This window comes from Bacillus sp. G1(2015b) (genome assembly GCF_001482475.1).
GTDB lineage: Bacteria > Bacillota > Bacilli > Bacillales > Bacillaceae > Bacillus > Bacillus safensis.
In genome coordinates, this window is the sequence record NZ_LKIC01000003.1 from 26,769 (window position 1) to 48,982 (window position 22,214).

Annotated in this window: 16 protein-coding genes; 13 read left to right on the forward strand and 3 right to left on the reverse strand. The window is 38.7% G+C overall.

Annotated elements, in window-relative coordinates; translation table 11 throughout:
* The first annotated feature begins 16 nt into the window (after positions 1-16).
* From tagD to AMR95_RS02680, 3 genes are all read left to right on the forward strand, one after another.
* Positions 17-406, forward strand: coding sequence for a glycerol-3-phosphate cytidylyltransferase (gene tagD / locus AMR95_RS02670; protein ID WP_008343212.1), 390 nt, complete (start codon positions 17-19; stop codon positions 404-406).
* A gap of 97 nt (positions 407-503) precedes the next feature.
* Entirely contained in the window at positions 504-1,970 is a 1,467-nt protein-coding gene (locus AMR95_RS02675; protein WP_058837518.1) for an alpha-glucosyltransferase N-terminal domain-containing protein, read from the forward strand.
* Positions 1,971-2,013: 43 nt separating this feature from the next.
* The gene (locus tag AMR95_RS02680; RefSeq protein WP_058837519.1) at positions 2,014-4,296 is read left to right on the forward strand and encodes a CDP-glycerol glycerophosphotransferase family protein; all 2,283 of its coding nucleotides are present in this window, start codon (positions 2,014-2,016) and stop codon (positions 4,294-4,296) included.
* A gap of 146 nt (positions 4,297-4,442) precedes the next feature.
* Here AMR95_RS02680 and AMR95_RS02685 read toward each other — a convergent pair whose 3' ends face one another.
* Positions 4,443-7,448, reverse strand: a complete 3,006-nt coding sequence (locus AMR95_RS02685) for a CDP-glycerol glycerophosphotransferase family protein (RefSeq protein WP_058837520.1) — start codon at positions 7,446-7,448, stop codon at positions 4,443-4,445.
* 309 nt (positions 7,449-7,757) lie between these two features.
* Here AMR95_RS02685 and AMR95_RS02690 point away from each other — a divergent pair, with 309 nt between their 5' ends.
* Positions 7,758-8,585: an ABC transporter permease gene (locus tag AMR95_RS02690; protein WP_058837521.1), complete on the forward strand. Its 828-nt coding sequence runs from the start codon at positions 7,758-7,760 to the stop codon at positions 8,583-8,585.
* 19 nt (positions 8,586-8,604) lie between these two features.
* Positions 8,605-10,206 (forward strand): teichoic acids export ABC transporter ATP-binding subunit TagH, encoded by a 1,602-nt coding sequence (gene tagH, locus AMR95_RS02695; RefSeq protein ID WP_058837522.1) that lies wholly within the window; start codon positions 8,605-8,607, stop codon positions 10,204-10,206.
* A gap of 225 nt (positions 10,207-10,431) precedes the next feature.
* Here tagH and galU read toward each other — a convergent pair whose 3' ends face one another.
* Complete coding sequence (gene galU / locus AMR95_RS02700; protein ID WP_008343198.1) at positions 10,432-11,313, reverse strand: UTP--glucose-1-phosphate uridylyltransferase GalU; 882 nt, start codon at positions 11,311-11,313, stop codon at positions 10,432-10,434.
* A 270-nt stretch (positions 11,314-11,583) separates the two neighbouring features.
* Here galU and wecB point away from each other — a divergent pair, with 270 nt between their 5' ends.
* On the forward strand, positions 11,584-12,723 hold the full coding sequence (gene wecB / locus AMR95_RS02705) for a non-hydrolyzing UDP-N-acetylglucosamine 2-epimerase (RefSeq protein ID WP_058837523.1): 1,140 nt from the start codon (positions 11,584-11,586) through the stop codon (positions 12,721-12,723).
* A gap of 37 nt (positions 12,724-12,760) precedes the next feature.
* Here wecB and tagU read toward each other — a convergent pair whose 3' ends face one another.
* A complete protein-coding gene (gene tagU, locus AMR95_RS02710; RefSeq protein ID WP_058837524.1) occupies positions 12,761-13,678 on the reverse strand; it encodes a polyisoprenyl-teichoic acid--peptidoglycan teichoic acid transferase TagU in 918 nt (305 codons plus the stop codon).
* Positions 13,679-13,860: 182 nt separating this feature from the next.
* On the opposite strand from tagU, the gene AMR95_RS02715 reads away from it, so the two are divergent.
* The 7 genes from AMR95_RS02715 (at position 13,861) to tuaC (ending at position 22,143) form a co-directional block, all read left to right on the forward strand.
* Positions 13,861-14,184, forward strand: coding sequence for a hypothetical protein (locus AMR95_RS02715; RefSeq protein WP_058837525.1), 324 nt, complete (start codon positions 13,861-13,863; stop codon positions 14,182-14,184).
* Positions 14,185-14,208: 24 nt separating this feature from the next.
* Positions 14,209-16,317: a SpoIID/LytB domain-containing protein gene (locus AMR95_RS02720; RefSeq protein ID WP_058837526.1), complete on the forward strand. Its 2,109-nt coding sequence runs from the start codon at positions 14,209-14,211 to the stop codon at positions 16,315-16,317.
* Between the two features lie 23 nt (positions 16,318-16,340).
* Positions 16,341-17,831, forward strand: coding sequence for an N-acetylmuramoyl-L-alanine amidase (locus AMR95_RS02725; RefSeq protein ID WP_039181847.1), 1,491 nt, complete (start codon positions 16,341-16,343; stop codon positions 17,829-17,831).
* Between the two features lie 202 nt (positions 17,832-18,033).
* Positions 18,034-18,633: a hypothetical protein gene (locus AMR95_RS02730; protein WP_228280141.1), complete on the forward strand. Its 600-nt coding sequence runs from the start codon at positions 18,034-18,036 to the stop codon at positions 18,631-18,633.
* A gap of 199 nt (positions 18,634-18,832) precedes the next feature.
* The gene (locus tag AMR95_RS02735) at positions 18,833-19,492 is read left to right on the forward strand and encodes a sugar transferase (RefSeq protein WP_034281119.1); all 660 of its coding nucleotides are present in this window, start codon (positions 18,833-18,835) and stop codon (positions 19,490-19,492) included.
* 18 nt (positions 19,493-19,510) lie between these two features.
* Complete coding sequence (gene tuaB / locus AMR95_RS02740; protein ID WP_058837528.1) at positions 19,511-20,962, forward strand: teichuronic acid biosynthesis protein TuaB; 1,452 nt, start codon at positions 19,511-19,513, stop codon at positions 20,960-20,962.
* Positions 20,959-22,143 carry a teichuronic acid biosynthesis protein TuaC gene (gene tuaC / locus AMR95_RS02745; RefSeq protein ID WP_058837529.1) on the forward strand — a complete coding sequence of 395 codons (1,185 nt, stop codon included), beginning with the start codon at positions 20,959-20,961 and terminating at the stop codon, positions 22,141-22,143. The genes tuaB and tuaC overlap by 4 nt, the downstream gene beginning before the upstream one ends.
* Positions 22,144-22,214 lie beyond the last annotated feature (71 nt).

The window sequence follows — 22,214 nt, forward strand, 5'->3', positions numbered from 1 at the left end:
GGAGTTTATGTTTGCAATGAAGAAAGTTATTACTTACGGTACATTTGATTTATTACACTGGGGGCACATTAAGCTGCTAGAGCGTGCAAAGCAGCTCGGAGATTACTTAGTGGTGGCCATCTCTACAGACGAGTTTAATTTACAAAAATCAAAAAAAGCTTATCATAGCTACGAGCATAGAAAGCTGATTCTTGAAACCATTCGTTATGTCGACGAAGTCATTCCAGAAAACAGCTGGGATCAAAAAGTCCGTGACGTGCAAGAGCACGATATCGATGTGTTTGTCATGGGAGATGACTGGGAAGGCAAGTTCGATTTCTTAAAAGAACATTGCGAAGTCGTATACTTGAAGAGAACAGAAGGCATCTCGACAACACAAATTAAGGAAGAAATTGCGGGACTTTAATAGATCGAAAAAAAGTACTTCTTATCTTTTGGTGAGAAGTACTTTTTCATGTAAAATACAATGAGCAAGTCATCATTATTTTTAAGGAGAGCTTCCTTTGTTTCAAAATTGGATGAAGAAAAAAGTTGAAGATACATTGGATCAATCTGAACAACATGAAACAATGGCATCAGTGGACATGCCTGATATGGATTACTACTTTATTATGGGTGATGTGCCAAAACAGGATGAGAGCTTAACGAAATCTTTAAAGACAAGAATTAAGCCCTTGGCTGATCAGCATAAGCGTACTGCAATTTTAACTTTAAATTACGATGCAAATGTGAAAGAACGTATTCACAGCTTGGAGGAGACAATTCCTAACCAAGTGGACATCTTGAATGTATTTGAACACTATATCTTACCGCTAAGCGGAAGTAAAAGACGTTATTTAGAATTTATTGCCAGTGAATCACCACATCAGATCAATGAAGCTATTTTTCCCGAAGATGAATCCACGATTCAAGTGACGAGATATGAATTGCCTGCTTCCCCCATTTGTTATATTGATCAATATAATGAAAAGCAGCAACTAGTGAAGAGGGAAGAATACAATTGGCAGGGCGTTTTGTGCAGAGTACAAAGCTTTGTTCCACATACAGGTGCTCTATACTTAGAGGAATTAATCAGTGCCGACGGAAGCATTTATATGGAGATCATTTATTCTGGTGATGCAAAAAAGAATCCAGTTCGGCATATCAATTGGTATAAAAAAACAGGAATTCAAACATTTACAAAGAAGACGGATATTAAACAATTATGGCTATCCAGCATTCAATCACAAAATGACCGTTTGAAACTGATGATCACAGAGGACCGTGATCAAGACCGCCACCTGTTTAAAATCGATCAGCCTGAAACCACCTATTACGCTGCATTTGTGCATCACGCACATTATGAAGAAGATCTGCATCAAGTTAATTCTCAATATGGAGAATTATTTAAACAAATAAGAAAACAGCAAGTGGATGCTGTCTTTTTTGGGGATACTGAGCATAAAGAAGATGTCGAGAAAGTCTTGGGAGAACAAGCTTATTTTTATCTTGTTCCTTCTGACGAAGAGACTGTTTGGAATACGGCCATTCATCATATGCTCGAAAATCGTAAGCATAAAGATGAACTGAGAGGGATCGTTGACAGCATGAAATGGGTCCTGCGTGATCTAAGCTCTGAGCATCATGTTCTTCACCTTCAACTCGATGTAAAAGATGAAATGAGTCATGCGGATCATGTGCAAATTGATTTTGCAGGATATGATCGAGTGAATGGAGCTGAAATCATCTCTCAAACAATCGATGAGAACCATCAAGTCAGCTTCCCAATCGGCCATTTTCAAACAAAGAAAAACATTGAAATCAATCAAACGAAATTTGTGGATTTTTACATTCGTTTTAAAACAGTAGAACTTCAAGAGGTTTTGCAGCGTCTAGAAATAGAAGGTGAGTTGCTTACGAATAAACCATCGTCTATCGATGGATGGTCATATCAAACGAAACAAGGAAACTATTCTTGGAAAGTGAAATAGCCATATAACGGTAAGATTTCTGAACAGAGGAGATTAACGATTAATGATTGAAGAGGGAATTCATAAGAAGAAGAGTGTTGTTGAAGGGTTAAAAAATCACCATGAGAAACTAGAAATGCTGATTCGCATCGATGATGACATGCCATTAACAGATAGGGAATTTTATTTGTTTATGAGGGAAAGAGTATCAAAACAAGAGCTTTTCCTTCCGCTTGTTCATCAAGAAGAGAATCTATTCAAATTGGTATTGAGTGAATCATCGCTGCCGCTTGCGTTAGAGCAAGGCCAGACATATAACTTGTATGTCACGGACTATTTAAGCACAAACCAAGAAGAGGATGAGGACGAGCTTGAGGACTCAGCTTATGATTCTGATTCCGAAGAAGAGGAAGAAGAAGTAAAAGAAGCAGATATCAATACAGATAATGAATCTGAAGAGAAAACGTCAAACTATAAACGCCGTTTAAAAATGGAAGTACAAAAGCCTGAGCTGACTTTTTTAGAAAATAAAGACGCCATGCTGTATATCATTCCATACCGCACAGACAAAGGGAATGCTTCTTTGAAAATCAAGCGTGAGCTAAAGGTTGTAAAATTCAATCAAATCGAGCTCAACAAAGGATGTATGTTATCTTTATCCGGGTATGCAGGTGTTCTAAGTGCAGAACATCCATATGAGATCAAAGAAGCAAAACTTCTATTGAAGAAAAATGGTGAAGAACCAATTGAACATCGTTTTCCGGTCAATATCACCCATATAAAAGATGAAGTGATCGAATACCGTGATGATCAACAGGTACCACAGCTTTATCAATTTTTAGCAGAAGTTCCTTTAGAGGAATTGACCTATTCCTTGAACAGACGCCTTGTATATCGCTTCTATCTTGAATTTATCTGCGATGTGAACGGAGTAGAGGAAACATTAACAACCACTTCTTTAGTGCTTGGAGACCGCTCGAACAAACTCAAAGGACTTGTTCAAATTCATAAGAGAAACGATGTACCGATTCGATATGAAGTGTACCGAAAGAAAAAAAGACAAACGCTTGGCATCCGTATTAATGACTACACCATGAAAACACGTGCCAAGTATTACGTCAAAAGCAAGTGGAAGAAATTCAAAAAGAAGATCGGTAAAATCAAAAAAGTCCGTAACCGCCTTGTGACAAGAACGTTTAAAACGACCTTTAAACTGGCGAGTAAGCTGTCTGTGAAAAAGAAAACCGTTGTTTTTGAAAGCTTTAACGGAAAACAATTCAGCTGTAATCCGCGTGGTATTTACGAATATATGAAAGAAAATCACCCTGAATATACGCTGATCTGGAGCGTTAAAAAGGGTCATGAAGCACCGTTTAAGGAAAAAGGCATCTATTATATCAATCGTCTGTCATTGAAATGGATTTTTGCGATGGCAAGAGCCGAGTATTGGGTCGTAAACAGCCGTCTTCCGCTGTGGGTTCCAAAGCCAGATCACACAACATACTTGCAGACTTGGCATGGTACGCCGTTAAAACGACTGGCAATGGACATGGACGAGGTGCATATGCCTGGAACAAACACGAAGAAATACAAAAAGAATTTCACGAAGGAAGCATCGAATTGGGATTATCTCATCTCTCCTAATGCCTACTCGACTGAAATCTTTACACGTGCGTTCCAATTTCAAAAGACCATGATTGAGTCAGGATATCCGAGAAATGACTTCCTTCACAATCAAAACAATGAAGAAACGATGAGAGCACTGAAACAAAAAATGAACCTGCCGCTCGATAAAAAATTGATCTTATATGCACCGACATGGAGAGACGATCAATTTTATAAAAAAGGGCAGTACAAATTTGATTTAGACCTTGATCTGCATGAGCTGAGAGCTGCTATCGGAGATGAATATATTATCATTCTGCGTATGCACTATCTAGTTGCTGAAAACTTTGATTTAGGACCATATGAAGGCTTTGCCTATGACTTCTCTCATTACGAAGACATTAGAGACCTTTATATGATTTCAGATCTGCTTATCACAGATTACTCATCTGTGTTCTTTGATTATGCAAACCTCAAACGTCCGATGCTGTTCTATGTGCCAGACATTGAAACCTATCGTGACAAGCTCAGAGGCTTCTACTTCGACTTTGAACAAGAAGCACCTGGACCGCTTGTGAAAGAGACAGCAAGTGTTATTGACTGGGTAAGAGAAACAGAACAGCCATCCTTTACATTACCAGAGGCATTCTCGCCGTTTTATGAGAAATTCTGCTACTTAGAGACTGGAGAATCTTCGAAGCGGGTCGTTGAAGTAGTGTTTGATAAAAAACATAATGCTTAAAAATCTTGCATTATTGTATGAACAAGATTTTGATCAAGAGACAAACACCTTTAAGTTGATTTCACTTAAAGGTGTTTTTTTATCCCGATTAGTAAACAAAAAAGCCAGTCGATTGTCTCGTACTGGCATCTTCAAAAAATAAATATTTAATTAGAAAAGTTTCTTTTGTGTATGTTTCTTTTTAGATGTCTTTTCATTGACTTAAGAGCTTTGAGCGTTTTTCGAGATTTACTTTTTAACACTTTTACTTTTTTAACACTGATTGTGAAAATATAGTTTCGGACTAGTGTTTGAATGGTCGCTATTTTTATATTTTGAAGAGTTTCTTTAGAAATTCTTGCTAAGGAAGCAATGAGTGAAAAATCATCATCTTTTAAAGAAGATATTTCATTGAAAATTCTTTCGCAGTTTTTGTTATCAGTATACGTTAGAATTAAATCTCTTCTTTCTTCGACAAATAATTTCTCCCGGAAACCATTATGAATCGTATGAATCATCTCATTCACTAAGCTTGTTTGATCTTCTACAATTTCACCTAGGAAAGTTTCTTCCTTACTTCTTAAAATACCCTTATTGAAAAATTCTTCAAAATCAAAATGATAATATATAACTGGTTTTTTCATAAAACTTACATCAAATGAAACACTAGAATAATCGGTAATAAGGAGAGAGGCTCTCATTAATAATTCTTGAACGTTTACTTCACCCAATTCCAAAATAGACACTACATCACTCTTATATTTGTTGAAATAAGAGATATATGGCTGCATTCGATAATGTGGATAAAATAAGAGTTTCACTCTATGTTTTTTTAATTCTTGAAGCAGTTTTTCATCCTTTAGAATCGAAATATATTTCTCGTAATAATCCGATTTTAAGAAAGTTTCTTCTGTATTTAGCCATTCTCTCCATGTTGGCATGATTAAAATCTCTCTATCACCATTATGATCGGTTGTTTTAGAATTAGCTAAATGATCAAATCTTGATAAGCCAGTCACCTTAACCTCTGATTCTTTGTAACCAAAATGATCCATCATCATTTTCTTTTCATAAACCGAGCTGACACAAACTATATGAAAAGGATATTGATAGAAAAATCGATGATATTCAGCTGATTTTCTTCCCATTACACCGTGTTGAAGAAAGATTCTTTTTGCTTTCTTCGTATGTTGATATTGTGGTATTTTAAATGGAAGGAAATATTCTAGATCATGAGAACCGATAAAGTGTGTAGCTTGTAGTGTTTTTTCAATATGTTCAGGTGAGCCAATGGTCAGTACGTTTCCAAGATGTTCGATATTTCGAATATCTTTACTTCCTTCTTCAATAGCATAATAAACTTCCTTATCAGGATGCTTTTCTCTGCAATATTTGAAAAAGTGATAACCTGTATCTTGAGCAGTATCTGGTCTTTCTCCTATAATCCAAACTTCTTCTCTGCTTTCACTAATTTGATCCTCAGAAATAGAAGATTTAAAGGGAAGTACTTCTAGTTTCAAATTTCCCTTTGGTGTCGTTGATGAAAAGTTAAAAATCTTATTATTATCGTTGCCTTTATATTTGATAATAGAAAGATACTTGTCTTTCTTATAAGTATACTTAACAAATCCTAGACGTCTATTAAATGAAAATTTTTCTGTATCGAATCTTATAAAGAAATCCCAAACGCCTTTTTCTTCAGGAAGTGTGGATGTATCAAATAACACTTTGAACCCACAGTACGTATAGTCTTTCTTGTCCCGTTTATAATGATAAGCAAAAGTTAAGTCTCTTTTATTTTGTACGGGAATGGTTATTTCTTTTAAAGATGCGCGTTCTTTTAGGACTAATGAGCGCTTAACAGAATCTGAATGAGGCATTTCTAAGCCTCTTAAGATAGCAGCGCCTTCAACTTTTAAGTAGTGACCGCGTATTTTTTTAACTTGATAGAGATTTCTTACGGTTCTTGCTTTTCTAACTGTAAAACTCAAGTTTTGACTGGCGGTTCGATGTAGTCCTACTTCAAAAGGCACTTTCTCAAATATATTAAGAACGTTATTTTCATCAAAAGTCAAAGAGTGATTTGTGACTTTGGCGAAAATAGTCTTCTGGCTTTTTTTATTTGTTAATAAAAAGAGCCAGTCAGATTGTTTCTGACTACCTTCTTGTAAGGCTTCAATGATGCGTTTAAAAGGTATCTTTAAAATAAAATCTTCATCATTTATACGTTTCATTCTAGTTAACACAGTACTCTCTGTGTCTTTGTTATTCATCATGTGAATTTCAGAAACATGATGATCTATTAATGCTAATTGTTCACTTGCTATAGATATTTTTGCAATCATCGTTTGATTTTGAATATAGCTCTCTTTAAAAGAAACAAGTAGACTCTCTTGTTTGACATCTAATATCAATCCACTATTCTTCTTTTTAAATTGACATTGAAAGAGATGATCAGCAGTCTTAAATGAATTTGTAGAAACCAATTTTTTTCTGTCTTTTATAAACGATCCTAGTAACTTACCCTCTACTTCTTCATAAAAATGAATTTGCCAGATACCCTCATATAAATTATGAAGGCCAAGTGAACTTAAATCTACGTGTGCAGACCAAATTCCATCTTCTGAAATTGAATCAACAGGAAATAATATTTTATCCTTTGAAGGTACTCTATGAAATGAAATAAAGAATTTCCTTTGATCTAATGGAGCATCAATGTCTAAAATGTTTGAAACACCATTTATTGTGAGAGTATAATTTTCAAGCATGAAATCAATCAAATTGGTTTTGTATAAGTTTGTTCTTTTTTTAGCATTTAAAATTTCGAATGTTATTTTTGTTTGTAAGTTTTCATTGCTTGTTCTTTTAATTAGTACAGCCAATTCTCTATGCAGAATCTTTCTTTGCCATTTGTGATGAACGGCATATTGTAGCGGAGTGAGTATTCCAACTTGATCTGCTACGAAGATACTGAAAGAGGAACCTTTTAGAGGGAGAATGTCTTTAGCACGTATTTCTGCTACGTAAAAACCATCTTTATTCTGCTGTAGAGGAAAATCAAATGTTTGATTATCACGAATGAAATTTATTGTTTTTAGGTCTTTTTTATCATATGAATGTATGAACAAAGATAAGATAGAGTTACTAGTTAAAATACTTTCTAAAGAAACCATAGTCTCTCTCCTTAAAATCTAGTTAATAATCTATTTATAATGAGTAAAAATAATACTGAATAACTATAATATGGATATTCAATTAATATAGTCTGATTATATAGTCAAGATAGTTTAACATACATTATTCTGAAATGTAAATATCATCCCAAATTTGCTTATAACCTATGATCAAGCAAATAATTCCTATACTTATGAAGGATAGCATCTTTGTTTTGTCTTTAAAGTGAAAAAATAAACAACATCTGTTACAATTATGAGCGGTGCTTTTAATTTTGGTACTCAAAACTTTTGTTAAGGAAGATAACAATGAACGCAATGTTGACGATACTAAAGGAGCAAATCAGCTCATTTCCGCTGATTATGCGACTTGCTGTTTATGAAACAAAATCAAAATATCAGATGAATTATTTAGGTGTTTTATGGCAGTTTTTAAATCCATTGATTCAAATGCTGGCTTACTGGTTTGTTTTTGGTATGGGTATTCGCGGAGGACAGCCAATTGTCATTGGCGGCGTGGAGGTTCCATTTATCATCTGGATGCTTGCCGGTTTAATCCCTTGGTTCTTCATTAGTCCGACCATTCTTGATGGATCAAACAGTGTGTTTAAACGCATTAATATGGTATCGAAAATGAATTTTCCGATTAGTGCGCTGCCGTCTGTGGTGATTATGTCCAACTTGTTCAGCTACTTTGTCATGATGGGCGTCTATTTAATCGTGCTGATTTCCTATGGCATCTACCCTGACGCGCATTGGCTGCAATATATATACTATTTTATTTGTATGATCGCGTTTATGTTTTCGTTTAGTTTGTTTAATTCCACGATCAGCGTACTCGTGAGAGACTATCAATTTCTTTTACAATCTGTGACACGATTACTTTTCTTTTTGCTGCCGATTTTTTGGAATATCTCAGAAAAGCTCACTGGAGACAAAGCGTGGATTGGGGACATATTAAGATTGAATCCTCTTTTCTACATTATTGATGGTTTTAGAAATAGTTTGTTAAAGGGAGAATGGTTCTTCCATGATGTCAAATACACACTTTATTTTTGGCTGATCACGCTTCTTCTTTTAACAGTCGGTTCATTGCTTCATATGAAATTTAGGGATAAATTTGTCGATTTTCTTTAAAAAGTAAGGAGATTATACGATGAAACTAAAGGTTTCGTTTCGAAACGTATCCAAGCAATACGTCCTATATAAAAAACAGTCGGATAAGATTAAAGGACTGTTTTTACCTAATAAAAATGAAAAAGGTTTCTTTGCTGTTCGTGATGTGTCCTTTGATGTATATGAAGGCGAGACCATTGGTTTTGTGGGGATTAACGGATCTGGGAAATCGACAATGTCGAACCTTCTAGCGAAAATCATTCCACCGACAAGTGGTGAAATTGATATGGACGGCCAGCCATCGCTAATTGCCATTGCAGCAGGGCTGAACAACCAATTAAGCGGAAAAGATAACATTCGTTTAAAGTGCTTAATGATGGGACTGACGAATAAAGAGATAGACGAACTTTATGAAAAAATCGTAGAGTTTGCGGATATTGGTGACTTTATTGACCAGCCTGTAAAGAGCTATTCAAGCGGAATGAAATCCCGTCTTGGTTTTGCCATTTCAGCACATATCGATCCAGATATCCTTATTATTGATGAAGCACTGTCTGTTGGAGACCAAACCTTCTATCAAAAATGTGTGGACCGCATTACAGAATTCAAAGAACAAGGAAAGACGATCTTTTTTGTCAGTCATTCTATTAGCCAAATCCAAAAAATTTGTGATCGGGTGGCTTGGATGCATTATGGTGAACTTCGTATGTTTGATGATACGAAAAAGGTCGTGAAAGAGTATAAGGAGTTTGTTGATTGGTTTAACAAGCTTTCCAAGAAAGAGAAACAAAAATACCAAATGGAACATAAGGAAGGCAGAAAAGGCGTACAAAAGACAGAAAAGGTGTCTCGTTATCAAGAGAACGGAAAACGGCGCTCATTGTTCGGACCCGCATTTCAAGTGACAGTTTTAGCGGCCTTAACGATTTTGCTTGCCTTATCAATGTTTTCGGATCGCCCGCTTCGTACACTGGCGACATTTGGTGCAATTTCATCAGATAAGGCAGAAGCGCCTCAGTCAAAGAACCCGCAGACGAAGGGGGCGCCCGATATGAAAAAGGTGGATCAACAGATGATTGTCACGGCTGACCCACTCAAGGTTTACAAAGACCAAGCCATGAAAAAAAAGGTGGATGTCACTTTGCCATTTGGACAAGCAGTACAGGCTGTGGCTGAAAATAAAAAAACCGTTCAAATTAAAACAGCGTCAGAAACGTATTTTGTTAAATATGATGCGCTTCAAAATGCAGAGGATTTAAAGTCATTATCCATTGGACCAGGACAGTTTAATTCATATGTATCGCCTGCATCAGCAGGTTCATATGAGTATCTACTTTCTTTCCTTGGAAAAGAAGAATCTGTGCTAAAGCAAAGAATGCAGACGCTGAGCTCGATCAAAAGTGATCAAGGAGATACGATTGAACGATTGACCACAGAGAAAACTGACTATGTCATTCAAAATGGTCAGGCAAACACGATTGTGTTTCGAGAGGTGATGTCCATTTCTCCTTCCACACTTGGGCTGACAGAACAGAATGTCTGGATGAATGAGAAACAAACGAAATTCGCAGTGAAGGGCGAAAACAATCTGTTTGTCATTGATAATGAACAGCATACACTGACTATTTCAGTCATGAATTAAAAAAGCTGCCGATGCCGGCAACTTTCAGCGTGTAGGCAAACCCTCGCATTCGGTGTCAGGTCTGCGCTCCGGTGCTCACGAATGTCAAATTCGCTCTGCTCCTGTGCTCGTCCTTCCTAGACTGCAAAGGTTTTCTATCACGCTGAAAAGAAGACAAAGGGCTAAAATAAAGATCATTTTAGCCCTTTGTCAATAATTTGAAAGCTGCCGATACCGGCAGCTTTTTTAGTTCACTTCTTCTTTTTCGAGAAGCTGTTTCATAAATGGAATGAGTTTCTTTTTCAATTCTTCATCCTGAAGAGCAAACTCAAGCGTCGTTTCGATGAAGCCTTGCTTCTCGCCGACATCGTATCGTTTCCCTTCGAAATCATAGGCAAATACGCGCTGAATGTCATTCAGCTTTTGAATGGCATCTGTCAGCTGAATTTCTCCGCCTGCACCAATTTCTTGCTGATCGAGGTACATAAAGATCTCTGGCGTAAAAATGTAGCGCCCTAAGATGGCTAGGTTCGATGGTGCTGTTCCTTGCGGCGGTTTTTCAACAAAGTTTTTGACTTGATAGCGGCGTCCTTCTTGTGTAAGTGGGTCGATGATCCCGTAGCGATGCGTATCGCTGTCTGCTACTTGCTGAACCCCGATGACTGATGAAAGAGTTTTTTCATATTCATCCATTAGCTGACGCAGTCCAGGTGTTTCGGCTTGAACAATGTCATCACCTAATAAAACAGCAAAAGGTTCATCACCGATAAAGTTACGTGCACACCAAACAGCATGTCCGAGTCCTTTTGGCTCTTTTTGACGTATGTAATGGATGTCAGCAATGTTAGAGGATTTTCTCACTTTCTCTAAAAGCTCGCTCTTTCCCTTTTCCTCAAGATTGCGCTCTAACTCTGGTGCAAAATCAAAATGATCCTCAATAGCTCTTTTCCCTTTTCCAGTGACGATAATAATGTCTTCGATTCCTGATTCAACAGCTTCTTCAATAATATATTGAATGGTTGGTTTATCAACGATTGGAAGCATTTCTTTAGGCATTGCTTTTGTTGCAGGGAGGAAACGTGTTCCGAGACCTGCAGCTGGTATAATGGCTTTACGTACTTTTTTCAATGAACTTTGCACCTTCCTTACATATAGAAAAAATGATTTGACTTCATTTTTCATCTTTCATAAAGTGTAACTTACAAATGATAGAAATGACAAATGATTTACGATAAATGCATGATTCTGATTCAATATCTATTGTAAAGAGTTTTTGTAAATTTTTATGTTGAAAAGAGTAAAGGGGATGTAAAAATTGAAAATAGAATGATTAGGATTCGTTTCTATTCTTTTGTATAATACACTTATGATAAATGAGAAGGAAAGAGGCATCGACTATTGAAAACATTACATGTAATGACTGTATTCGGGACGAGGCCTGAAGCGATTAAAATGGCACCCCTTGTCCTTGAGCTAAAAAAACATCCGCAAATCAAATCCTCAGTCACTGTGACTGCACAGCATCGGCAAATGCTTGATCAAGTGTTGAAAGCCTTTAACATTCAACCAGATCATGATTTAAATATTATGAAAGAACGCCAGACATTATCTGAAATCACATCAAATGCACTATTGAAACTAGATCAATTATTCCAAGAGGAAAAACCTGATATTGTCCTTGTTCATGGAGACACAACTACAACCTTTGCAGGAAGCTTGGCCGCATTCTACCACCAAATTTCTGTCGGTCACGTTGAAGCGGGTTTAAGAACACACAATAAATACTCGCCGTTCCCTGAGGAATTGAACCGACAAATGACAGGGACGATTGCCGATATTCATTTTGCTCCTACAAAAGAGGCAAAGCAGAATCTTTTAATTGAAAATAAAAAAGAAGAGACGATTTGTGTGACGGGGAATACAGCGATTGATGCATTGCAAACAACGGTTACAGAGCAGTATCAACACCCTATTTTAGAGAAAATAGGCACAGATAAAATGATTTTGTTAACGGCTCATCGCAGAGAAAATCTCGGCCAGCCGATGAAAAACATGTTTAGAGCGATTAGACGTATTGTAGAAGAGTTTGAAAATGTTCAGGTTGTCTACCCTGTACATTTAAACCCTGCTGTTCGTGATGCGGCTCAGACAGAATTCAGTGATCTTGATCGTGTGCACTTAATTGAGCCGCTTGAAGTTGTTGATTTCCATAACTTCGCTGCTGCCTCACACTTTATATTAACGGATTCTGGCGGTGTACAAGAGGAGGCGCCTTCTCTAGGGAAGCCAGTACTAGTGCTGCGCGATACAACAGAACGCCCTGAAGGTGTGAAAGCTGGTACGCTTAAGCTCGCGGGTACAGATGAAGAGACCATTTACAATATGGCAAAACAGCTGCTAGTCGATCAGAAAGAGTACGACAACATGTCGAAGGCGTCTAATCCATATGGTGATGGACAAGCGTCAAAACGAATTGTCGAAGAGCTTCTCCATCGTTTTGGATTAAGCGAAGAAAAACCAGTTCCATTTCAATCATAAAAAAAGAAGACTACATTTCTGTAGTCTTCTTTTTTTACTACTCCAAACTTTCCTTCAATTCCTTCTTCACTTTAGCCAGACTGCTGTCATCAAGCTGGTAGTAATAAATGTTATTGATACGTGCGCCTGATCCTTTCAACTCGTGCTGCTCCACATGCTGTCTTGCATCACGATAATCATTCATCATCGTCCACATATCGTCAAATGACATGTTTGTCTTCATATTATTTTCCACGACTTTGAACATATCGCCGAATTTCGTAATAGATGAAATGTTGGCACCTTTTGCAATGATGCCCTCAATGACTTGGCGCTGTCTTTGCTGACGTCCGAAGTCACCCTTTGGATCTTGCTTTCTCATTCTCGTATAGGCAAGGGCTTGATCCCCGTTCAGGTTAATCTCTCCTGTACCAAATGAGTGGCCATCATAGCTAAATGCAAACGTGCTGTTCACCGTAATGCCGCCAAGTGTATCGACAATATCCTTAAAGCTTTCCATATTGACTTTAACGAAGTAATCAACAGGTACATCAAGCAGTTCCTCTACAGTATCTGCTGCCATTTGTGTACCGCCGAATGCATAGGAATGGTTGATTTTATCCATTGTGCCTTTTCCGACAATTTTCGTATACGTATCACGCGGGATGCTCACCATTTCGGTCGTTTTCGTTTTCGGATTTACTGTCATGTATATTAATGTGTCTGCACGGCCTCGGTCATTTTTTCGTTCATCGACACCCATGACTAAAATAGAAATCGGGTCTTTCTTATTTAAATCGACATCTTTGTCACGCTTATCTGACTTCTTTAAATTCTCCTGAATGCCTGCGACGGTCGATGCTGCTGTGTTCCAAAGATGATATGCGTATCCGCCAGTTGCTAATACGAATAAGCCAATAATCGATAAAACAATCCAAAGAACCTTTTTCTTCTTTCTTTTTCTTTCAGCTCTCATAATGTCCCTCACCTTTTCTATGATTCTTCCATGATTATAGGTTTACGAATCTTGATAAACAAGTTATTTTTTTACTCTGAACCTAGATATAGACGTTGTAACAAAAAAAAGGTTTCAAAAAACCTTAAATTTACCTTAAAATAATAAGTTATAAGACGATACAAAGACATGAGGTGAAAAAAATGAAGAAAATCGTCGTTTTACCGTTCTTAATACTGCTACTAGGAATCGTGCTCGCAGCATGTGGAACGGCTGAGCAGTCCACAGGAGAAAACAAGACAAGCAGTTCAACTCCTCAGGTACTGGAAGAGAAAGCTGAATTTATTGGAATGGCTGATGCACATACAGTCGAAGTGAAAAAAGTGAATACGACCTTAAGCTATGAATTTACGGATAATTTTAAAGATGTGTTAAATGAATTTAAACCAGGAGACACAGTAGAAATCTCTTACTTTATTAATGACAGTGGTCAAAAGGAAATCCAGAAGATTGAAAAACAGAAGTAAAAAAGATGGGCGGGATGAACAAAATTGAAGAAAACAGGCGTTACACTAATTGTTCTCATGATACTGACTCTACTAGTTGCACCCTTTCAGTCTGCCATGGCTAGCTCGACAATTTCAGTGAAATTGTCTAATTATATCGGAAACAAAAAAACGATGGATGTATCCACAACTGGAGAATACAAGCTTTCAGGTTCGAATGTGGCTGTCACAAAAAGATACGATGGCAAAAATCGCTATGAAGTAGCCAATAGCATCGCGTCTGCCGGCTGGAAAAATCCATCAACTGTTGTCATTGTCAGTCGTGATGCATTTGATCATGCAATTTCTGTATCACCGTTAGCATACAAACTGGGCGCACCTATTTTGTATACGAATATTGAAAAACTGACAAAAACAACAGAGAACCAGCTGAAGAAAATGAAGCCGGATAACATTCTGATTGTCGGAAATACGAAAAGCATTTCAACAGCTGCTGAGAAATCTATTAAAAAGTATGGCAAAGTCAGACGTATTAGTGGAAAAGACAAGTTTGAAATCTCCCAAAAAATCGCTAAAGAAATGGGTAACTATAAGCAAGCTGTCGTTGTCGGCGGGAACTCATTTATGAATGGGATTGCCATTGCATCCTATGCATCGAGAAAGGGATACCCTATCCTGTTAACAAAAAAAGATTCCATTCCGTCTTATAGAATGCCAAGTAAAGTGATCATCATCGGCAGTACGAAAAGTACTGGACAAAAAGTTGAAAATCAAATCAAAAAAACCTCACAGGTGACAAGAATCAGCGGCGCCAATCGATATGAATTATCTGTGAATATTATAAAGAAATTAAATATTAATGCAGATAAAGTTTATTTGGCGAAAGCCTCTAGCTATATTTATGCTATGCCGCTGTCGCAATTGGCTGCAAAATCTAACAGTACCGTTGTGTATGTGAAACCCGATTCTGTCACAGCGTCTTTAAAAGCACTGTTGAAGGAAAAAGGTACATATGCTTATCATCTTGCGGGCAGCACAAGTGCGATTAAAGATAGCTTGAAAAATTCCTTAGCCAAACAAGTTTATCTGAAAAAAAATCAAAACTACCAATTGAATATTTCTAACGGAAAAATTTCATTAAAAGGCATAAAAACGTATAACACAGTAAGAGTTGTTCCTGAGAAATATTCAACAAAAAATGTCCTTCAAATTGCAGGAAAGCCGTATTTAGGCAGCGTAAACTTTGCAATTGAATCAGGGTATATCAGGCCGACTCTCGAAAATATTCCATTTGAAGACTATCTAAAAGGCGTAGTGCCAAATGAAATGCCTGCAAGCTGGAATGTTGAAGCGTTAAAAGCACAGGCAGTTGCCGCTAGAACGTATTCTGTGAAAAGTATTGGAAAAGTCGTCCCTGATACAACAGCCTTCCAAGTCTATGGAGGATATAACTGGTACACAAATTCGACAAAAGCTGTCGATGCCACAAAAGGAAAGGTTCTGAAATACAACAATCAACTCATTTCAGCAACCTATTACTCTAGCAATGGCGGTTATACAGAGGCAAGTGAAGAAGTATGGGGAAATGCACTGCCATACTTAGTGGCCAAAAAGGATCCAAAAGATCCAGTCAATCCATGGACACTGAAACTCTCTAAAAAACAACTGAGCACGACATTGACTGCTAGCACAGCAGCATCTCAATGGTCTAAGGCAAAAGAGACAAATGCAGCTGACCTTGCTGGCCTGAAATCATGGCTGCTTAAAAACAAAGAAACTGCTGCATCTGATATGAAAATCGCATCCATCTCAAGCCTGACGTTCTCAGGGAAAACAAAAGGCCAGCGTGCGAAGACGGTATCGATCAAACTGACATACCATCTGAAAAACAAAACAGGCACATATTCGGTGAACAAAAGCACAACGGCAAGTATGAAGATGACCGAGTTTCGATCAGTCATGGGCGCAACAAAAGTGAAAAGCACGTTTGCGTCAGTCAAAAACAACACAAATGACTTCACGATTTCAGGAAAAGGATATGGCCACGGCATTGGTATGAGCCAATACGGAGCCAAAGCGAGAGCTGAATCTGGAAACTCATATTCTTCCATACTCTCGTTCTACTATCCAGGTACAAAACTAACAAACTATTAAAGGGTAAAAGGAGGACATAGAAGATGCGCTCATTGATGAAAACAGCCATCCTCAGCCTCATCGCTATTTTCGTTATCGTTCCAACAGCTTTGGCAGACAATTCAGTCTCACGAATTGATGGCGGTAGCAGATATGCTGTAGCGGCAAACGTAGCGAAAAAAGGATGGGGAACTGCAAGTACAGTCGTTTTAGTAGGGAAAACTGCGTATGCAGATGCAACAGCAGGAATTCCACTTGCACATCAAAAAAATGGACCAGTTCTTTACACAAACAGTAAAAGCCTTTCGGGTGATACAAAGAAAGCCTTAACTTCATTAAAAACAAAAACGGTGATCGTTTTAGGCAGCACATCAAGTGTGTCAAACAACGTGGTCAATCAAGTGAAGAAAATGGGCATCTCCACACAGCGTATTTCAGGAAAAAACCGATATGAGCTATCTGCCAATATCGCGAAAAAAATGAAAAAGCCAGCAGGCGTCGTTGTCGTTGAGGGTTCTTTCTATGCACATGGGATTGCAATTGCACCTGTAGCCGCTCAAAAAGGATTCCCGATTCTATACACAGATAAAAAGGGACTTCGTTCTGAAATCGCTTCTGTTGCAAAAGCAAGCAATGTGAAACAAACTATTGTAGTAGGCGGAGAGAATTACGTCACAAAAGCAGCTTATAACCAATTGAAATCTCCAACACGAATCAAAGGCTCGACTCGTTATGATGTCGCGGCAAATATTGTGAAAAAATACAATATGAGCGTCAATAATACCTATGTAGGAAGAGGATTTGGCTATGCCACTTCATCTTCTGCTGCAGGCATTGCGGCGAAGCAAAACAAAGCATTGCTTCTAACGAATGAAAAGACGCTGCCAAAAGTAACAAGAGCAACAGTGAGCAGCAAGAAAATCACTAAATTTACTGTCGTAGGCAGTACAAATACTGTCACACCAACTGTTGTAAACCAGCTGAAAAACCCGGCTGTTGGGAAAAAAGTATTCATTGATCCAGGTCATGGCGCGCATGATTCAGGAGCTGTAGGTTACGGATTATATGAAAAGAATTTGAATTTAGACGTAGCAAAGCGTTTAAATACGAAATTAAACAACGCTGGTGCACTTGTGACCATGTCAAGAACATCAGACACATTTGATAGTCTTCAAACACGAGTGAGCAAAGGTGCCAATGCGAAAGCGGATATCTTCATTAGTGTCCATGCGAACTCAAATGATAACAGCAGTGCAAATGGAACAGAAACATACTATGACAAAACATATGCGGCTGCAAACAGCCTGAAGCTGGCGCAAAACATCCAGCCAAAAATGGTTAGTGCACTAGGGACAAGAGACCGTGGTGTGAAAACAGCTGGCTTCTACGTCATTAAATATTCTAAGATGCCGAGTGTTCTTTTAGAAACTGGTTTTGTTTCTAGTCCAGTTGATTCAAACATCTTGAAATCTGCTACGTATAAAGATCGTTTAGCGTCAGGTATTTCAAGCGGTGTGTCAGGTTATTTTAGATAAGAAAACACAAACCTGAGGGGTGCCTCAGATACTCCTCTTAGGCTGCTCGAGTAAGAACTCGGCAGCCTTTTTTTAAAAGTCCACGAAGAAACATTGTCAAGTTAAAAATACATTTCATTTTTGGCTATGTTTGTTATAATTGAAACATAGAAGGTGAATGGTTTACGCATAAATCTTCAGCAAACCGACAAATCATGAAGAGGTGACGATCTTGAAAAAATTAATCACAATGCCGTTTCTCGTATTGCTTCTAGGAGTATTGCTCACAGCGTGCGGCACAACAAATCAATCAAGCGATAACAAAAAGGATGACAGTCAAAAAGAAACAACTGAAGCAACCGATCAAAACAAAGATAAGGCTGCAGACGAAAAATCAGAAGATGATCAATCATCAAAAAATGAAAAATCAGATGATCAAAGCAAAGAAACAGCTGCTCAAACAGAAGAACCAGCAGGTCAATCTGATGAAGAAGCAAAAGACAGCTCAAGCAAAGAAATTACAAAAGAAGAACCTGCTAAAGACCAATCAAAAACTGACTCAAAATCTGACTCTAAAACAAAGAAAGAATCAACAACTAGTAAGAAAAATGAAGTCACCAAAGAAGGCACATATGTCGGTTTGGCTGATGGACATACAATTGCTGTCAACATTGATGGAAAAGAAGTAGCGATTCAATTCGGAAATACCTTTTCTAAACAAGTGAACAGCTTAAAAGAAGAATCAAAAGTAAAAGTAACCTATACAAAAGATGCAAATGGAACACTTCGATTGAAAACGATCGAATCTGTAAAAGCAAAATAAAGAAAAGACCCGGAGACCCGCAGAATTGCGGGTCTTTTTTACGTTGAAAAGGGCATAACTTGATATAAGTGCACATTCTTAACACAGTTTTACAAGACTTAACAGCGCATTTACATTTGCTTAATGTTGCTCTGCTAAACTGACTTTCATAGAACATCTCTTTACACAACAACTACTTTGAATGGTGAGGTGCAGGTCAGTGAGTGCAGAGAAAGCGATGAATCTTTACAGAGAATATGAAGTGAGACGAAATCACTCTTTTGCCTTAACAGAACATATGGTTCGTTATTTATTTGCAAAACGTTTCATAGATTTAATGTTCTCGTTCATCGGATTGATGTTGAGTACGCCAATCATTTTGCTGTTTGCTCTTTTGATTAAGCTAGAAACACCAGGGCCAGCCTTTTATATGCAGGAAAGGGTCGGGAAAGACGGTGTTTACTTTAAATTATGGAAGCTCAGATCGATGAGAACTGACGCAGAAAGCGGAGGAGCGAAATGGGCTCAAAAAAATGACCCGCGTATCACCAAAGTGGGGGCATTCATCCGTAAAACAAGAATTGATGAACTTCCGCAATTTATCAACGTGTTAAAAGGAGAAATGAGTATCGTAGGTCCTCGTCCGGAAAGACCGATGTTTACCGCAGAATTTAATCGGACGATTCCAGGCTTCACAAAAAGATTGGCAGTAAAGCCGGGGCTGACAGGTCTTGCTCAAGTAAATGGCGGATATGAAATGAGTCCAAGTGAAAAATTAACACACGACTTACAGTATATTCAAAACTTGACATTTTCTCTCGACACGAAGATTATGGTAAAAACGTTAAAAGTCATCATGACTGGTGACGGAGCCAGATAAGTAAAGTAGGGAAGAGAAATGGCAAGTATGAAAAAACGCATGCTAGGCGGAGCAAAATGGACAAGCTTGTCCGCATTGATCATCACCATTATCCAAATCGCACAGTTCGCCTTTTTAGGGAACGTGATGTCACTCAAGGAGTTTGGACTCGTTGGCATGATCACAACTGTCACAATATTTACGCAGATTTTGCTTGATCTAGGAATTGGGGCAGCGATCATTCAAAAGGAACAAACGACAGAACGTCAATTATCTACATTATATTGGATCAACTTGCTCACAGGGATTATCTTATTTTTTCTGCTCATCCTGCTAAGCCCAATGATAGCCGCTTTTTATAATCGGCCAGAGCTAGAGGGTCTGCTCAAGCTATTATCGATCATGTTTCTAATCGCACCGATTGGCCAGCAGTACCAGTATATGATGCAAAAAGACTTAGCCTTTAAAACATTAAGCACTATTGAAACCATTGCGACCATCATATCGCTGCTCGTTTTACTCGTTTTCGCCTTCTTCATGAATCCGATTATCGCCTATGTCATTTCTCAAGTGTTGCTGCAATCAGGAAAAGGTCTCATGTATGCAGCGGCTTATTGGAAGAAGTGGCGTCCAGCACCTGTTTTTGCATTAGGAGAGGTGAAAGAATTTTTCTCATTCGGTGCATTCCAGCTCGCATCCAGATTGGTTAACCGAGCAGGATCGAACATCGACATGATTTTAATCGGCCGATTTCTTGGAGCGGAGGCGTTAGGTATTTACAGCTTGGCGTATCAAATTGTGACGATACCCGTACTGAAGATAAATCCGATTGTGACGAGAGTGGCTTTCCCAGTTTTCGCAAAAAGTCAGCGTGATCACTCCATGCTGCGTGAGGGTTTCCTAAGTATGACGAATATGCTCGCATTGGTTAGTTTTCCATTATTAATCGGCCTTGCTGCCGTATCAGACAGTTTTATAGAAGTCGTGTTTGGAGAGAAATGGCTAGTAGCGGTTCCGGTTTTAAATATATTGTGCATTGTCGGCCTGCTGCGTGTGCTGATGAATCCAAACGGTTCCATACTTCTTGCAAAAGGGAGAGCGGACTTAGCCTTTTATTGGGATACGGGGATGCTCATCGTGTATGGCTGTGCATTATATGCAGGTGTCATGACAGGCAGTCTGCTCACAGTAGCTTGGATTTACTCAGGTGTCAGCCTGCTCAACTTTATTGTCGGCAGATGGCTCATGGCATATGTCATTCAGCTTGATATGAAGGTGTATTTAAGATCACTTGGAAAGCCTGCTATCATGACACTGCTTATGGCGATCTGTGCGATAGCTTTACATCAAGGAATGAAGCTGACATCAGCAGATATTTCACTTCAATTACTTCTGACTGTTTGTGTCAGTGCTGCATTGTATGGCTTGTTGCTCATCAAAATGTATCCCCAGGCTGCAGGCAAATTATTGAGAAGAGGTCGTTCGTCATGAAGGTACTATGGCTGACAAGTGTATATCCTAGTGAAAAACATCCAAGTGAGGGCGTATTTCATGAAACGCAAGTCCAGGAGCTGCTCAAACAAGGAATAGAAGTGACTGTCATTTGTCCTAATCCAGAGAATCCGCCGGTTTTACGGATGCTCAAGGCATCCTATAGGCAGAAAAAAGAGCTGCCTGAACAGGAAGTGCGGAACGGAGTGACAGTTTACCGACCGTCTTATCGAGCGCTCCCTGGACAGCTGAAATGGGCACAGCCGAGTAAACGAATAGCGGCTTCCGTTCTCCGGGCAATGCAGCATCATCAGCTGTCACCAGATTTCATCCATGCGCATTTTGCCATGCCGTCTGGCGGAGCGGCGGCTGTCATTCAGAAAGAAACGCAAATCCCTTATCTTCTGACCTTACACGGCAGTGATGTGAACGTATATCCGAGCTATAGCAAAGGGGCACAGGCAGCCTTTGAAACGGCAGTGAAGCAGGCGTCTGTTGTTCTGACAGTGAGTGAGGAGCTGTCTAAAAAGACAAATGATATGACGAAGGTAGAAGCAAAATGTCTTCCGCTTGGTATTCCGCTCCAATCATTTTCAAGAACGGAAGAAGGTCAAAAAGGCATCAGAAAGCACTTAGGGTTACCGCTTCAAGATAAGCTCGTTGTTTTCGTCGGGCGTTTAGTAAAAGAGAAGGGCTTGCTTGAATTAGCTGATGCTGTCAGCAGCATGGATGGTGTGAAAGCAGTCTTTGTCGGAAAAGGCCCCCTTGCAAAGGAGCTCACGGAACGGGCGGGAGCATCTATTATACTCCCAGGGCAGGTGCCGAATGAGCAGGTAAGAGACTACTTAATGGCAGCTGATCTGTTTGCACTCCCTTCCTACAGTGAAGGAATGCCAACCGTCGTTCTAGAAGCGCTCGCTTTAAAAGTACCTGTCATTGCAACACGGGTTGGCGGTCTCCCATCCTTATTTTCTACCTATCAACACCTGCTCGTTGAACCACGTTCGGCGAGTCAGTTGAAAGAGGCGATTCACGCCTGCCTTTATGAAAACAGATGGAATGAGCAAGTGAAAAGCGATCTTCATGAAATGGTTCATACAGAATATTCATCAGAACATAATGCGAAGCATCTCATTCAGCAATATGAGAAGGTGCTCAATCAATCAACATCCATCGTTTAAACAAGATGAAATGTGCAAAGAATGATAGATAGATAAACAGCTTGGAACGGACAATATGCTTTTACTGAGAG

What these genes read in the sequence shown, in the direction of transcription:
- tagD (WP_008343212.1), top strand. Translation starts at nt 17, where the DNA reads ATGAAGAAAGTTATTACTTACGGTACATTTGATTTATTACACTGGGGG.
- AMR95_RS02725 (WP_039181847.1), top strand. Translation starts at nt 16,341, where the DNA reads ATGCGCTCATTGATGAAAACAGCCATCCTCAGCCTCATCGCTATTTTC.
- tagU (WP_058837524.1), bottom strand. Translation starts at nt 13,678, where the DNA reads ATGAGAGCTGAAAGAAAAAGAAAGAAGAAAAAGGTTCTTTGGATTGTT.
- AMR95_RS02685 (WP_058837520.1), bottom strand. Translation starts at nt 7,448, where the DNA reads ATGGTTTCTTTAGAAAGTATTTTAACTAGTAACTCTATCTTATCTTTG.
- tagH (WP_058837522.1), top strand. Translation starts at nt 8,605, where the DNA reads ATGAAACTAAAGGTTTCGTTTCGAAACGTATCCAAGCAATACGTCCTA.
- tuaB (WP_058837528.1), top strand. Translation starts at nt 19,511, where the DNA reads ATGGCAAGTATGAAAAAACGCATGCTAGGCGGAGCAAAATGGACAAGC.
- AMR95_RS02690 (WP_058837521.1), top strand. Translation starts at nt 7,758, where the DNA reads ATGAACGCAATGTTGACGATACTAAAGGAGCAAATCAGCTCATTTCCG.
- AMR95_RS02715 (WP_058837525.1), top strand. Translation starts at nt 13,861, where the DNA reads ATGAAGAAAATCGTCGTTTTACCGTTCTTAATACTGCTACTAGGAATC.
- AMR95_RS02680 (WP_058837519.1), top strand. Translation starts at nt 2,014, where the DNA reads ATGATTGAAGAGGGAATTCATAAGAAGAAGAGTGTTGTTGAAGGGTTA.
- tuaC (WP_058837529.1), top strand. Translation starts at nt 20,959, where the DNA reads ATGAAGGTACTATGGCTGACAAGTGTATATCCTAGTGAAAAACATCCA.